This window comes from Fulvivirga sp. M361, from assembly GCF_007097395.1.
Lineage (GTDB): Bacteria > Bacteroidota > Bacteroidia > Cytophagales > Cyclobacteriaceae > Fulvivirga.
In genome coordinates, this window is sequence record NZ_VKDC01000017.1 from 106,973 (window position 1) to 120,963 (window position 13,991).

12 protein-coding genes are annotated in these 13,991 nt (G+C 39.6%); 4 read left to right on the plus strand and 8 right to left on the minus strand.

The genetic code is table 11. The annotated features are described in order from the left end of the window. Positions 1-39: 39 nt before the first annotated feature. Both FNH22_RS18365 and FNH22_RS18370 read right to left on the minus strand, forming a co-directional pair. Entirely contained in the window at positions 40-351 is a 312-nt protein-coding gene (locus tag FNH22_RS18365) for a DUF721 domain-containing protein (protein ID WP_143399885.1), read from the minus strand. Beyond that, positions 335-1,459 carry a DNA replication/repair protein RecF gene (locus FNH22_RS18370; protein WP_143399886.1) on the minus strand — a complete coding sequence of 375 codons (1,125 nt, stop codon included), beginning with the start codon at positions 1,457-1,459 and terminating at the stop codon, positions 335-337. The genes FNH22_RS18365 and FNH22_RS18370 overlap by 17 nt, the downstream gene beginning before the upstream one ends. A gap of 48 nt (positions 1,460-1,507) precedes the next feature. On the opposite strand from FNH22_RS18370, the gene pdhA reads away from it, so the two are divergent. The 3 genes from pdhA (at position 1,508) to ribH (ending at position 3,892) form a co-directional block, all read left to right on the plus strand. Next, positions 1,508-2,539: a pyruvate dehydrogenase (acetyl-transferring) E1 component subunit alpha gene (gene pdhA / locus FNH22_RS18375; protein ID WP_143399887.1), complete on the plus strand. Its 1,032-nt coding sequence runs from the start codon at positions 1,508-1,510 to the stop codon at positions 2,537-2,539. Between the two features lie 86 nt (positions 2,540-2,625). Continuing rightward, on the plus strand, positions 2,626-3,333 hold the full coding sequence (locus FNH22_RS18380) for a tetratricopeptide repeat protein (RefSeq protein WP_143399888.1): 708 nt from the start codon (positions 2,626-2,628) through the stop codon (positions 3,331-3,333). Positions 3,334-3,415: 82 nt separating this feature from the next. Continuing rightward, on the plus strand, positions 3,416-3,892 hold the full coding sequence (gene ribH / locus FNH22_RS18385; protein WP_143399889.1) for a 6,7-dimethyl-8-ribityllumazine synthase: 477 nt from the start codon (positions 3,416-3,418) through the stop codon (positions 3,890-3,892). Positions 3,893-3,954: 62 nt separating this feature from the next. Here ribH and FNH22_RS18390 read toward each other — a convergent pair whose 3' ends face one another. Further along, positions 3,955-6,186: an NADP-dependent isocitrate dehydrogenase gene (locus FNH22_RS18390; protein ID WP_143399890.1), complete on the minus strand. Its 2,232-nt coding sequence runs from the start codon at positions 6,184-6,186 to the stop codon at positions 3,955-3,957. 172 nt (positions 6,187-6,358) lie between these two features. Here FNH22_RS18390 and FNH22_RS18395 point away from each other — a divergent pair, with 172 nt between their 5' ends. Beyond that, a complete protein-coding gene (locus FNH22_RS18395) occupies positions 6,359-6,934 on the plus strand; it encodes a CAP domain-containing protein (RefSeq protein WP_185154285.1) in 576 nt (191 codons plus the stop codon). On the opposite strand, the gene panB is transcribed toward FNH22_RS18395, so the two are convergent. The 5 genes from panB to FNH22_RS18420 all read right to left on the minus strand — a co-directional run bounded on the left by panB (position 6,931) and on the right by FNH22_RS18420 (position 13,975). Next, positions 6,931-7,749 (minus strand): 3-methyl-2-oxobutanoate hydroxymethyltransferase, encoded by an 819-nt coding sequence (panB, locus tag FNH22_RS18400; protein WP_143399892.1) that lies wholly within the window; start codon positions 7,747-7,749, stop codon positions 6,931-6,933. The genes FNH22_RS18395 and panB overlap by 4 nt on opposite strands. After that, a complete protein-coding gene (locus FNH22_RS18405) occupies positions 7,736-9,244 on the minus strand; it encodes an ATP-binding protein (RefSeq protein ID WP_255518093.1) in 1,509 nt (502 codons plus the stop codon). Before FNH22_RS18405 ends, panB begins: the two co-directional genes overlap by 14 nt. A gap of 86 nt (positions 9,245-9,330) precedes the next feature. Further along, positions 9,331-9,834: a phosphoribosyltransferase family protein gene (locus FNH22_RS18410; RefSeq protein ID WP_143399893.1), complete on the minus strand. Its 504-nt coding sequence runs from the start codon at positions 9,832-9,834 to the stop codon at positions 9,331-9,333. Positions 9,835-9,837: 3 nt separating this feature from the next. Further along, the gene (locus tag FNH22_RS18415; RefSeq protein ID WP_143399894.1) at positions 9,838-10,302 is read right to left on the minus strand and encodes an Lrp/AsnC family transcriptional regulator; all 465 of its coding nucleotides are present in this window, start codon (positions 10,300-10,302) and stop codon (positions 9,838-9,840) included. Positions 10,303-10,498: 196 nt separating this feature from the next. Next, on the minus strand, positions 10,499-13,975 hold the full coding sequence (locus FNH22_RS18420; protein WP_185154286.1) for a PKD domain-containing protein: 3,477 nt from the start codon (positions 13,973-13,975) through the stop codon (positions 10,499-10,501). Between the last annotated feature and the right edge of the window lie 16 nt (positions 13,976-13,991).

Below are 13,991 nucleotides of genomic sequence, written 5' to 3' on the forward strand. Positions count from 1 at the left end.
TGTTTTATTTTCCTTGCTATTTTACTCCTGGAAATGAAGTCAAATGAATATGATATCGTCCACCACATTTTTACCAAACTTCTTTTCAATAATATCTTTGACCCTGGCCTTAGACATATTTAATTCATACTTAAGTGGTCCAGAGCTAATCTCAACAAAAAGTACGTTGTTTCTCATGTAGATTTCTCCCGTCTTACTGCTTATGGTTTTACCCATTAAACCGGGCCAGGAAGCTATTAATTGAACTTCATCAAATCTAGGTTTCAAATGGTATTGATTCAGCAACTCGTTAATAGCTTCACGTACGGTGGAGGTTTGTGCCTTTCGCTTATTATCATTTTTGCGGTGCATATTTCGTGGTAGTCTTCACAAGACCATTTTCTACTTGAAAAAAAGTTGACTGCAAATTTAACTCATTTAATATAGTTCTGGTCCTTTCCTGACGTGCATCGGTAATAAAAATTTGACCAAAGCTATCACCCGATACAATATTCATTAAGCTGGATATCCTGTCACTATCAAGTTTATCATAGATGTCGTCAAGTAAAAGAATTGGTTTAAAGCCTATGTTATTACAAATAACATGGTAATTGGCCAATTTTAAAGCGATGACAAAAGCTTTTTGTTGCCCCTGAGAACCGAATTTTTTTAGCGAATGGTTATCTATAAAAAATTTAAAATCATCTTTATGTATCCCTGTCGTGGTGCGTTCAAGAACAAGGTCACGTTGTAACGTTTTTTTTAGAAGTTTATCAAATTCTTCATTTTCCAAATCTGAATGGTATTCAATGCTGACGTTCTCCTTATGCGAAGAGATAACTTCATAGGACTCTTTAAACTTTGACTGAAATTCTTCTAGAAACGATTTCCTTTTTTCGAAAAGAAACATTCCACTTGTGACCAGTTTGATATCATAAGGTTCTAAAAGATCCTGATCAAAACTTAGGCCATTCCCAAACTGTTTAAGGAGTGAGTTTCTTTGTTTCAGCAGATGATTATATTCTATTAATGCCTGAAGGTATTTGCGGTCTAGCTGTGAAAGTATGGTATCATAGAACTTTCTTCTAATCTCGCTTGAATCACGAATAATGTCCGTATCATCCGGTGTCATCAATACCACGGGAAACATACCGATATGGTCGGACAATTTATCGTGCTCCTTTTTGTTTACTTTAACGATTTTCTTTTGTCCTTTCACAACAGCACACGTCACCTCGATGGTAGTTTTTTCTTTAACGAAATGGCCACGGACTGTAAACAGTTGTTCTCCAAATAAGATATTCTGGCTATCGACTGTGTTAAAGGCACTCTTAGTTAATGACAGGTACTGCACGGCATCGAGTAAATTCGTTTTCCCTGATCCGTTAGGCCCTAAAAAACAGTTGATTTTATCCGAAAAACGAAGATTCAAATCCTTGTAGTTTTTGAAATTAATCAGGCTTAGTTTTTCAATGTACATTGACTTTTTTTACTTATTTTCGCACTCCATTGGACCAAAACTAAGACTATGGCTACGACTGCAAAAGGTAAATCCAAAGCTAAAACTACGAAAAATACATTTTCCAAGGAGACCTATATGACATGGTTTGAAACCATGCTCCTCATGAGAAGATTTGAAGAAAAAGCGGGTCAGTTATACGGCCAACAAAAAATAAAAGGGTTTTGCCACCTTTATATAGGGCAGGAAGCGTGTGTCGCAGGTGCTGTTTCCGCCTTGAAAAAAGGAGACAAGTATATTACGGCGTATCGTGACCATGCTCACCCCATTGCCCTGGGTAGTGATCCTAAAGCTATCATGGCAGAATTATTTGCCAAAGAGACTGGAATCTCAAAAGGTAAAGGAGGGTCAATGCACATGTTCGATAAAGAAAATCACTTTTTCGGGGGCCATGGTATAGTGGGAGGGCAGATCCCTTTAGGAGCAGGCATTGCTTTCGCTGAAAAATATAATAAGACTGATAAATTATGTATGTGTTACATGGGTGATGGGGCCGTCCGTCAAGGAGCATTTCATGAAGCGCTCAATATTGCAATGACCTGGAAGTTGCCTGTGATTTTTGTGATAGAGAACAACGGATATGCCATGGGCACGTCAGTAGAACGAACTTCCAATGTCACAGACCTTTATGTTTTAGGTGAAGGGTACAATATGCCTTCTAAGGCCGTTGATGCTATGTCCGTGGAAGAAGTTCACAAGGAAGTAGCTGCCGCAGCTGAAGGAGTAAGAAAAGGCGAAGGGCCTGTACTATTGGAATTCAGAACATATAGATACAAGGGGCATTCCATGTCAGACCCTGCTAAATACCGTACAAAAGAAGAATTAGAAGATTACAAGCGTAGAGACCCTATTGAGCAGGTAAAAGCCGCTATTCTTAAAAATAAGTTTGCAACAGAAGCCGAACTAGATGCTATTGGTGCAAAAATTAAGGAAGAGGTAATGGAATGTGTAAAGTTTGCAGAAACGTCTAATTTTCCTGACCCCTCAGAAGCTCTCAAAGATGTATACGCACAAAGTGATTACCCATACATAATGGACTGATTGTCTAATTTTGGCTACAAGAAACTAGTATACCCATTTCTTATTGTCATATTAATCATTAGTTTTGCAGCCTTAATTTTTTGAAGATGGCAGTAAAAAGTAAGAAAAAGGAAGAAGAAAAGCACGGAACCGATTTCCTTGAAAATCCAGACGCGCTGGCCGACCAACTTTCTCAAACGGAAGAATTTATAGAAAACAATAAGGCTTTAGTATACGGTGTAGCCATCGTAACAATTTTGGTACTAGGCGGGATCTTTGGTTTTAGATATTATAAAAACTCCCAAAATGAGCTTGCTCAAAGTGAAATGTTTCAGGCAGTCTATTATTTTGAGGCCGACAGCCTGGGGTTAGCTCTTGACGGTGATGGTAATAATCTTGGATTCGTAGATATTGTAGAGGATTATGGAATGACAGATGCCGGCAATCTTGCCAACTTTTATGCTGGCACTGCCTACTTAAAACAGGGCAAATTCAAACTTGCCATTTTGTACCTTGAAGATTTTAGTTCAGATGATTTGCTTGTACAGGCCCGCGCCTATAGTTTGATCGGTGACGCCCATATGGAATTGAAAGATTATGCCAATGCAGCAACTTTTTACACTAAAGCTGCCAATCATAAGACTAATAAGTTCTTTACCCCACAGTATTTAATGAAAGCGGGAATTGCTTACGAAAAAGCTAGTAAGAATACTGAAGCAATTGACGCCTATCAAATTATTATTGACACGTATCATGAATCTGCCGAATTTCAGAATGCCAAAAAATTTAAGGCCAGATTAGTGAAAGAGGCATAAAATATTTAAAACTCCTTCAAAGGGATAAAGATTAATCTTTATCCCTTTTTTATTTTTGGTACTTTATTAAAAGATTTAGAGTATGGCCACAGCTGAAAAGAATTTGAGTAGCTTTTCCAGAAAGTTTATTCCAGACATTAATAAAAAGGTTTTTGCCATCATCGTATCAGAATGGAATGAGGCCGTTACAGAAGCTATGTTTGAAGGGGCGTTCAATACACTTAGGGAAAATGGTGTACGGAAAGAGAATATCATAAGAAAAGATGTTCCAGGGAGCTTTGAACTCACGCTTGCAGCACAATGGATGGCAGAAAGAGAAGATGTAGACGCAATAATCTGTATTGGATGTGTTATACAAGGTGAAACGAAGCATTTCGATTTTATCTGTAACTCCGTAGCAAACGGATTAACCAATGTTGCTTTGAAGTATAACAAGCCTGTAATATTTGGTGTACTAACTCCAAATAATCAACAACAAGCTTTGGACAGGGCAGGCGGTAAACATGGTAACAAAGGAGATGAAGCCGCTATTACTGCTGTTAAAATGTTAGGGTTCTGAGTCAATGGAAATGGGGGCTGATAAATTGGCCATTCACTATCTATCTTTTTTCACGTCAATCCCTATATTGTCACTTCGTCTAAAATCGTGTTCAATGTTTCACTAGGCCTCATGGCTTTGGTTGCTTGTTCTTCATTTGGATTATAATACCCGCCCAAATCTATTTCCGCACCCTGAGCACTATTTAGCTCTTCAACAATCCTGATCTCGTTTTCTTCTAACGCTTTTGCAAGACCAGCAAACGTGCTTTGCAGACTGTGGTCTTTGGTTTGAGAAGCTATCGCTTGTGCCCAGTACATGGCCAAATAAAAGTGGCTACCTCTATTATCAAGTTCATTGACCTTTCTTGACGGCGATTTGTTTTCTTCTAAAAATTTAGCCGTAGCGACATCAAGTGTCTCGGCCAGTATTATAGCTTTATCATTACTTGTGGCGCTGCCTAAATGCTCCAGAGAAGCGGCCAATGCCAGGAATTCTCCCAATGAATCCCACCTTAGATGACCTTCCTCGGTGAATTGCTGAACATGTTTTGGTGCAGATCCTCCTGCCCCTGTTTCAAATAACCCACCACCATTCATCAATGGTACTATCGATAACATTTTAGCGCTTGTACCCACTTCAAGAATAGGAAACAAATCAGTCAAGTAATCTCTCAGTACATTACCTGTAACCGAAATTGTATCTTTTCCTGCCTTTAATCGTTCCAGTGTAAACAGGGTAGCTTCTTTCAGTGGAAGAATTCTAATATCAAGACCTGTTGTATCATGATCCTGAAGGTATTCATTAACTTTTTGTATTAACTGAGCATCATGTGCTCTATGTTCATCCAACCAGAATACAGCAGGTGTATTTGTTGCTTTTGCACGAGACACGGCTAATTTCACCCAATCTTGTATGGGCGCATCTTTCACCTGGCACATTCTCCATATATCACCAGCCTCCACGGTATGCTCCAGAAGTACGTTTCCGTCAGCATCAACTACTCTTACTGAACCGTCACGTTCGATCTCAAAAGTTTTGTCATGTGATCCGTATTCCTCTGCTTTTTGCGCCATCAAACCAACATTAGGTACAGTACCCATAGTTGTAGGATCAAAAGCTCCATGCTCTTTACAGAAATCAATCACCACCTGATAAAGCCCTGCATAGCTACTGTCAGGTATTACTGCTTTGGTATCCTGCATTTCTCCTTTTGTATCCCACATTTTACCGGAGCTACGAATCATGGCCGGCATAGACGCATCAATAATCACATCACTGGGAACATGCAGGTTGGTGATACCTTTGTCTGAATTAACCATAGCGAGCTGTGGGCCCTCTTCATAACACCTGGCAATATCTGCTTCAATCTCAGTCTTCTTTGCTTCAGGTAAATTCTCTATTTTGGCAAGAAGATCGCCAAAGCCATTATTAACATCAACCCCTAAGTCATGAAGTGTTTTAGAATGCTTTTCAAATAATGTTTTAAAAAATACTCTCACTGCCAATCCAAAAATAATAGGATCCGAAACTTTCATCATTGTAGCTTTCATATGCAATGAGAAAAGGATGCCCTGTGCTTTTGCTTCTTTAACATGAGCCTCTAAAAACCCCACAAGTGACTTTTTACTCATTACGGTAGCATCTATCACTTCTCCCTCCAAAAGATTAACCTTATCCTTCAGGATAATAGTATCTCCATTGCCTCCTACCCACTCGATGGCTACTTCCGTTGCTATTGACGATGTATGAGATTTTTCATTATTTCTAAAGTCATCTTCATCCATACTTGCCACATGAGTCTTGGAATCAGCACTCCAGACCCCCATTGAATGTGGATGATTTTGGGCATACTGTTTCACTGCTTTAGGAGCCCTACGGTCAGAATTGCCCTCGCGTAGTACAGGGTTTACAGCACTACCTTTAATTTTATCATATCTGTTCTTTATTTCCACTTCTTGTGGATTGTTTGGTTCGTCCGGGTAATCCGGAAGTTTATAACCCTGATCTTGCAGTTCTTGAATTGCAGCCTTCATCTGAGGAATAGAAGCACTGACATTGGGTAATTTGATAATATTCGCTTCTGGTGTCTTTGCCAGTTTACCTAACTCGGCTAAGGCATCTGGGATCCTCTGTTCCTCTGTAAGGAAATCGTGGAAGTTAGCCAAAATCCTACCTGCCAAAGATATATCTCTGGTTTCCACAGCAATGCCTGTTGGTGCTACGAACCTTTTTATAATGGGTAGCAACGAATAAGTGGCCAAAGCCGGTGCTTCATCGGTTTTTGTATAAATTATTTTAGATACCTGTGTCATTTTATCTTTTTTTTGGGCTTTTTCGGGTTGTGAATTTAAGAAAATATCAACGTGTTTCACATGGTGGTGAAATCATTTTCAAAAGCCTTTTAGGATATGGTCGTTGCTATTACATATTATCAGGTAACCACTTATCTAAATGTGTCGTTCTAAAAAGAAAATCGCTCTAACTATGTTCATTATTGTCTTACTATTGTTACAGGTTACTCCTCATCTTTCGAACACCTCTTACCCGACCGAAAAAGAAGTCTGTTTGGGTGAAGAAGAGGAAAAGTTATATAAGATGATCAATGACTACAGACGCTCTAAGAAGCTTGAGGCAATACCTTTTTCATCGCACCTGACCATGGTTGCCCAGGCACATGCTAAAGACCTGGCTGTACATTACACATTTGATCCGGATAACAAATGTAACCCTCACAGTTGGTCAGACAAAGGTAAATGGAGTGAATGCTGTTATACCAATAATCATAAACAGGCACAATGTATGTGGGATAAACCTAAGGAAATTGCCGGATATGATAGTCCCGGATACGAAATAGCTTACTACAGTTCCAAAGGTGCTACGGCAGCGGAAGGTATGTCTGGCTGGAAAAAAAGCCCAAGTCATAATCCCCTGCTTGTAAATAGCGGCACATGGAAACAAGCTGAATGGAAAGCTGTCGGAGTAGGTATATACAAGGAATATGCTGTTGTCTGGTTTGGACAAGAAGAAGATAAATCCAAGATCAAGCGATGTGACCGTTAATACTGTTCTCTTTCGTTTGGAAAGCTTTCCGATTTCACATCCTTAATATAACCAACAATAGCTTCGGTTATAGTCGTATGAAGATCTGCATAACGCCTTAAGAAGCGAGGCTGGAATTCTTTGGTAATACCGAGTACATCTTGCATCACCAGCACCTGGCCGTCCACCCCCACACCAGCACCGATACCAATTATAGGGATAGAAACCTCTCGTGCTACTTTTTGTGCCAGCGAGGCTGGTATTTTTTCCAATACTATGCCAAAACATCCACATTCTTCCAACACCTTAGCATCTTCCATCAGTCGCTCAGCCTCTTGTTCTTCTTTTGCCCTTACTGTGTAAGTACCAAATTTAAATATAGATTGAGGTGTGAGACCAAGGTGCCCCATTACAGGCACGCCGGCAGTTAACACACGCTCTACAGACGCTCTTATTTCGCTACCTCCTTCCATTTTGACTCCATGAGCACCTGACTCTTTCATGATCCGTATAGCAGAACGTAAAGCTTCTGTAGAATTCCCTTGATAAGAACCAAAAGGAATATCTACAATTACAAGAGCCCTTTCTACTGCTCTCACTACAGAACTGGCATGATATATCATCTGATCCAAAGTAATGGGTAGAGTGGTCTCATGGCCAGCCATAACGTTTGAAGCACTATCACCTACTAATAACACATCTATCCCTGCACTATCTAAGATCTTAGCCATTGAATAGTCGTACGCTGTAAGCATCGATATTTTCTCTCCACGGTTTTTCATTTCCTGGAACTGGTGTGTGGTGATCTTTTTTAATTCTGATTTATGAATTGACATCTATATCTGGTTCAAAAGTATTTGGAATAGTTACTTTAAATGTTGTTCCTTCTAATTCCTGGCTCTCTACTAAAATACTGGCTTCAAGTTTATCCGCTACTTTTTTTACGATATATAAGCCCAGGCCTGAGCCTTCACTTTTTTCAGTAGCTCTGTAAAACATATCAAAAATATGGGGTAATTTAGACTCTTCTATACCTTCTCCATTATCCTCTACCTTCAATACCAGTTGCTCATTGTCTACTACTGCATCTATATATATATAATTTTCGTCTTTACCATAGCTTCTATACTTGATGGCATTGGAGATAAGGTTATTCAATATAATTCTCACCCTGGTAAGGTCAGATTTAAAAGTTACAGGTTGTAATACCTTAGTCCTAATTTGGAGATTCTCAGTGTTGGAGGCATTATAATAGCTGGATATAGAATTATTGATTTCCAACATAAGATTTATTTCAACATGCGGGTCATTGACCCTATCATTTCGGGAAATGCTTAAAAGCTCCACCACCAGATCGTCTAGCCTTTTTACACTATCTTGTATTTTTTCTATACATTCTGCCCTAATACTTTGATTGGTTTCTATGCGATATAATTCAATAAGACCCAGTATAGATCTCAGTGGTGAACGAAGATCATGAGAGGCATGATATACGAAACTATCGAGCTCAAAATTGACTTTCTGAAGCTCAAGTAAGTTCTCCTTAGTTTGTGTAATGTCCTTGAGAATGCATTCTATAACGTTATCTTCTCTATAGAAAATAGCATTACATGATACCCAAATAGGTCCATCTCCACTCGTTTTTATGGGCAATTCCAGGTTATCAACACTTCCTTCTTGCTCTAGCTTATTCAATAGCTTTTTTCTGTCTCTGTCGTGAAGTACGTCATAGAAATTTGCCACAGCCTGATCATTTGAAAAAAGAAACTCTTTGGATTTATCATTAGCTTCCAGAATTTCACCTGTATCAGCGTTGCTCCTGAACATTGCCACCAGAGAATTCTGAAACAGGTTACGATACTTCTCTTCGCTTTTTTTTAAGGCTTGAGCTACAGTTTTTTGTACAGTGATATCAGTATGTGATCCTAACAGGCGCAAGACCTTGCCGTTTTCATTCCTTATGGCCTGCGCTTTTGAAAGTATCCATCGATACTCACCATTGGTATGTTTCAAGCGGAACTCTTCCCTATACGTATTTCTTATACCGGCTATGTAGTCATTTAAGTGTTGGGTAACTCGCTCGGCATCCTCTTCATGCAACAAACTCCTCCAAACTTCAGGTGTATCTACAGGAGTTTCATTAGAAAGGCCCAACATCGTCCTCCATGGCTTAGAAACAAAAACTCTTCCCGTCTCGAAGTCCCAATCCCACAAGCCTTCCGTAGCATCGTCGGCAGCAGATTCGTATTTTTCAAGTTTTTCCTGTAGCAACCTGATTTCAACTATTTTTTGAGCCAGAACATCATCCATTTTCCCCAATTCTTTTTTCACTATTCTACGTAAGAGCTGCCTCCTCTATTTCATAAAATTAATAGCATAAGTTAGAAGTAGTTATGGATTAATACAAATGAATCCGCTCACATAAGATATACTACTTTCTGATCTTCATCAAGGTGAACTTCTACATGTTCTTTTATAGAAGTGGCCAATTCATAGCCGGTATAATTGGTGGATATTGGAAATTGTGTATGACTTCTATTCACCAAAACAGCTGTCTCAATTCGCTTTACTCTAATGCCCAGGAATGGCTTCAAGCTGTATGCTATTGTTCTTCCTGTACTTAAAACATCATCTATAAGGATAATGGCCTTATTTTTAAGATCAGCAATATCACAACTCAAAGAAATTTCACTTTGTGTGGGTGCAAACTTATCCAGGTTAATGCGAATCAGGGTAATCTTAATATTAGTGACTTCTTCGAGGCTCTGCGTCAACAACTCAGCCAGCTTATGACCTTTACTCCCGATACCCGCCAGAATTAGCTCTTTTTCCTTGAAATTATTCTCATAAATTTCAAAAGCTATCCTTTTTATCTTTTTTCTTACCTGATCATCACTTAAAATGAGGCTTTTTTCTTCCATACACTATGGGATTGGCAAAATCTTACTGTCTTTAAAAGTAGACAATATTACCATGGACTGCATGCTATCCACCACGTTTATGTTGCTGACTTTTTCCAGCATTAGCTTTTGATAAGTACTTATATCTTGTGATATGATCCTCAAAATAAAGTCGCTTGAACCTGTAAGATGATGACATTCAATGATTTCATCAATTTTCTCGATGCTCGAAACAAATTTATCTATGTTCTCTTTATTATGTCCTTTTAAGGATACCATTACAAAAGTATTTACCCCTAGCCCAACTGTTTCGGGGTTCAGCTTAGCGTGATAGCTTTTTATAATGCCTGAATTCTCCAGTTTTTTCACGCGTTCCAAAGTCGGTGCCGGCGACAGCCCAATTTCCTGGGCAAGTTGGGCATTGGTAATTTTTGCGTTTGATTGCAGGATATCCAGTATTTTTCTGTCGATTTGATCGAGTGCCTTCATGCATTACATTTGAAAAGTAATATATTCTCGCAAAAATAGTTATAAGATGATCCGATGCAAAAATAATTTACTGAGGTGCCTAAACAATCAGTCAGGGCGCGCCTCAGATCGATCAAAGAAGCAATAAGAACCTGTATCACATGAAAGGATCAGCTAAGAACACTTAATTTTCTCAACAATTGGTCTTCGTAAAGCATCAACGGCTGACGAAAATCCTGCGCGTCCTTTCAGATCCTTCTATACGAAGTAAGTAAATACCTTGATTAAGGCCATCAATATCCAAATTGATCTCATTAAAACCAGGAATAAGCATCATGTCATACGATTTAGCCAGCGTACCAGTAGCATTGATCAACTGAACGGTAAACGACCTGACATCATTGCTTACCACATTCATTCGGATAAAATCAGTAACCGGGTTAGGAAAAGGAGCAGAAATCACGGGATTTACATCATTGAGGTTTTGACATTTAATATTGTTTAAGGAATTGCTGTCACTTACTCCGGGCAAGCTGTTGGATAATGTTATGCATATGTAAGAAAGACTATTATCTGTTATGGCCAGCCGTAATGTGTGATTTAAAGTTTGGCCTGGCATAATTTTTTTATCAATACTTTCCCTGACATTCACTCCCCCCCCAAAATCGACGAAAGCCGATAGATCATTTACGGTAAGTGTCCCGTTATTTGTGATCGTTAACACAAGTGATTGTTCATCATTATCTAACAGTGAGAAGGCTGCGAGCTCTATTTCAAGGTCAGGTATTAGCACTGATATCGTCTGTGTTATGGTATCTTTACATAATTCCTCGCTTATGGCTATCAACCTTGGTTCAAAGGTGCCAAATTCCTCATATGTATGACCGGGGTTGATCTCAATGGAATTTACTCCTTCTTCAAATAGCCATTCAAAAGTTGAGGCACCTGTTGATCCGTTAGTAAAAGAAACATCCAGGGGTGGCGCGCCGAAAGTCGCTGACGGAGAAAAGGAAGCCACGGGAGCCGGGTTAACTGTGACTGTCTGCTCTTTCTCATATTCACAGCCATTTTCTGTTTGCAGACTCAGGTTTACTACATATACTCCCGCCTCGCTAAAAGGAAAAAAAGTAGTAGAATCTACAGATTGACCCAAACCGCCAAAGTCCCATGTTCGGGCTGAAATCTGATCAGCTCCTGAATCTGTCAAGTCAAAGAATTTGACTGGTTCGTTCTCACATTCGAACTCCGTACCAAAAACAATATCAAGAGTTGGAGCTACCGAAACTGTTTTTGTAGTAACACCCAGGCAACGATTGTCTGAGGTTACGAACAGTGTAATATCATAATCAAGTGGAACAGTAAAGTTAGCCGTTGGGTTTTGTTCATTACTAAATTGCCCGGCCAGGTCCCATTCCCATGAGGTCAGTGTTCCCCCGGGTGGTGGAATTGAACTATCCAAAAAGTTAATCGGTTCATTGATACAAATCCGGTCCGGATCAAAATCTGCCACAGGCGAGGCAAGCACTGAAACTACCTGCTCTGTGGAATCTTTACAACCAAATAGTGAAGTGGCTACCAATTTAACTTCAAAATCACCGGATGTGGTGAAAGTGTGCGTAGTATTTTGTATTGTAGATGTATTGTTCATGGAACTTGGGTCATCAAAATCCCATAGCCATTGGTTTATATTGGCGTCCTGCACCTTAGACAGATCGTTAAATTGTGTTATGTTTTGGCTGCAGCTAAGGTCATTACTAAACTGTACTGTAGGATTAGCAAATACAGTAACAAGGCTTTCTTCCGTTGTTATACAACCCAGGTCGCTTTCTACGGTCAGTTCAACATTATAACCACCAGGAGCGCTATACTCCAATGAAGGGTTTTCCAGTGATGAGGTCAGGCCATTATCAAAATCCCAGTTGAATGAAGTGATCGTACCCGTCGAAGTATTGGTGAATTCCATAAGAGTTCCTGCACAGGCATCGTCAACGGTGAAGGACGGAACAGGCCCTTCCTGTACCATAATGTTTTGCACAAATTCATCAGAGCAACCAGGTATCGAGGCTATTAACTTGATTTCTTTCATCCCCCCCGACGAAAACTGCTGATTGAAATCTCTGGTATCCGTAACCGTCATACCATCTACCTGCCATTCCCAGGTTTCGTTTCCGCCGAAGTCACCAGACGTCATATTGGATATAATCACTTCCTGATTAGTACAAATAACACCCATAGGTAGTGTAAAAGTTGCAGAAGGTTCATCGTAGATGGTTATACTATTTCTCACTAAATTGTTACAACCATTGGTGCCCTGTACGGTTAAGGTAACATCATATTCACCTGGTGCACTGTATGAATGTGTAGGGCTAGGGTCAGGTGATGGGAGGCTAGCATCTCCGAAGTCCCACACATAACTCTGAATAGTAGTAGAAGATGCACTGGTAAAGTGTATAGGGCTCGATAGGCAGATGTTTTCTGATGAAAAGGTGATATCAGGAGCTGCCGCTGAAAGAACCTCTACAGGTTTTGATAGTTGTACTGAATTACCACTTACTTCATTACTAACTTTTAAGCTGATGGAGTAATCTCCAGGCAGTGGGTATGACAAAAGTGGTGGGACCTCCTCCGTAAAAAACAAATTAGCATCAATTCCGAAATTAGGGAAGTCCAGTCGTGATAATCTTCTATTGGAGAAATTAATTATGAAGCCGTACCAAAAAGACCCGTCATTCACCACCTGGAATCCAAAGGTATTTGATAACACACCTAAACTGCCCAGGTTATCAATTGATGGGGTGTTGGACGGTGAATCCGCAAAATTAATCCTGAGAACCTCACCATTAATGGTATTTGAAAGCCCAAAAAATTCACCCCCTTCAATTAAAAAATTCATGTCAAATGGTCGGACACCCGCATTAAATTCATCGGAAGTAGGGCTACTCAGTAAATCATTACCAAAAGACAACCTTATTACCCTGCTATTATTAAAAGAAGCGATTAAACCATACCAATTGTCACAATCTTTTGTTAACGACACCCCTATCGGGCCATTCAAGCCGGATGGATTAAGAGAGGTAATATCCATAGGGCCGGGAGTGTTTCCAATGCTATTCCCAAAATTCAGAACCACCATTGAGTTAGATCCCCAATTACTCACGACCGCAACGATGTTTTCGCCTTGTACATTTATATCCAAACCTCTCGGTTGATTTATTACTCCCAGGTCTCCAAGATCATTTGCCACAGGGATGTTTCTAAGAGAATTCCCAAAATCAATTGTAATTAGATTTGAACCACTAAAATTAGTAATCAACCCAACCCAATTTGTATTGTATTTTATGAGTTTTAAACTATGCGCTCCATTTAACAGATTACCGACATTACCAAGATTTGTAACTGATGGTAGACTTTCAATAGAATTTCCAAAATCAAGTCTTATGAGACTATTATTGGTTTGGCTTATTATGAACCCGAACCATTCATTCTCATCACGAATAATCTGCAAACCGATAGGAACAGAGGCACCATTAACAACCAGCAGGTCTTGTACAGCAGGAGCACTTTTTAAATCTCCGGAAGTAAAGTCCCACTCATATAAATCACCTCCTGTACTTTGATTACTTACAATAAAATTTTCCTCAAGGCAAACCTGTAATGGGGCAGAAAAATCAGCAACAGGACACTGCGCATGCATGTATGAGCCTGTTAGG

Excerpts from the sequence above, each read along its gene's own strand:
- FNH22_RS18420 (WP_185154286.1), bottom strand. The coding sequence starts at position 13,975 with ATGCATGCGCAGTGTCCTGTTGCTGATTTTTCTGCCCCATTACAGGTT.
- pdhA (WP_143399887.1), top strand. The coding sequence starts at position 1,508 with ATGGCTACGACTGCAAAAGGTAAATCCAAAGCTAAAACTACGAAAAAT.
- ribH (WP_143399889.1), top strand. The coding sequence starts at position 3,416 with ATGGCCACAGCTGAAAAGAATTTGAGTAGCTTTTCCAGAAAGTTTATT.
- FNH22_RS18370 (WP_143399886.1), bottom strand. The coding sequence starts at position 1,459 with ATGTACATTGAAAAACTAAGCCTGATTAATTTCAAAAACTACAAGGAT.
- FNH22_RS18365 (WP_143399885.1), bottom strand. The coding sequence starts at position 351 with ATGCACCGCAAAAATGATAATAAGCGAAAGGCACAAACCTCCACCGTA.
- FNH22_RS18395 (WP_185154285.1), top strand. The coding sequence starts at position 6,359 with ATGTTCATTATTGTCTTACTATTGTTACAGGTTACTCCTCATCTTTCG.
- FNH22_RS18390 (WP_143399890.1), bottom strand. The coding sequence starts at position 6,186 with ATGACACAGGTATCTAAAATAATTTATACAAAAACCGATGAAGCACCG.
- FNH22_RS18380 (WP_143399888.1), top strand. The coding sequence starts at position 2,626 with ATGGCAGTAAAAAGTAAGAAAAAGGAAGAAGAAAAGCACGGAACCGAT.
- panB (WP_143399892.1), bottom strand. The coding sequence starts at position 7,749 with ATGTCAATTCATAAATCAGAATTAAAAAAGATCACCACACACCAGTTC.
- FNH22_RS18410 (WP_143399893.1), bottom strand. The coding sequence starts at position 9,834 with ATGGAAGAAAAAAGCCTCATTTTAAGTGATGATCAGGTAAGAAAAAAG.
- FNH22_RS18415 (WP_143399894.1), bottom strand. The coding sequence starts at position 10,302 with ATGAAGGCACTCGATCAAATCGACAGAAAAATACTGGATATCCTGCAA.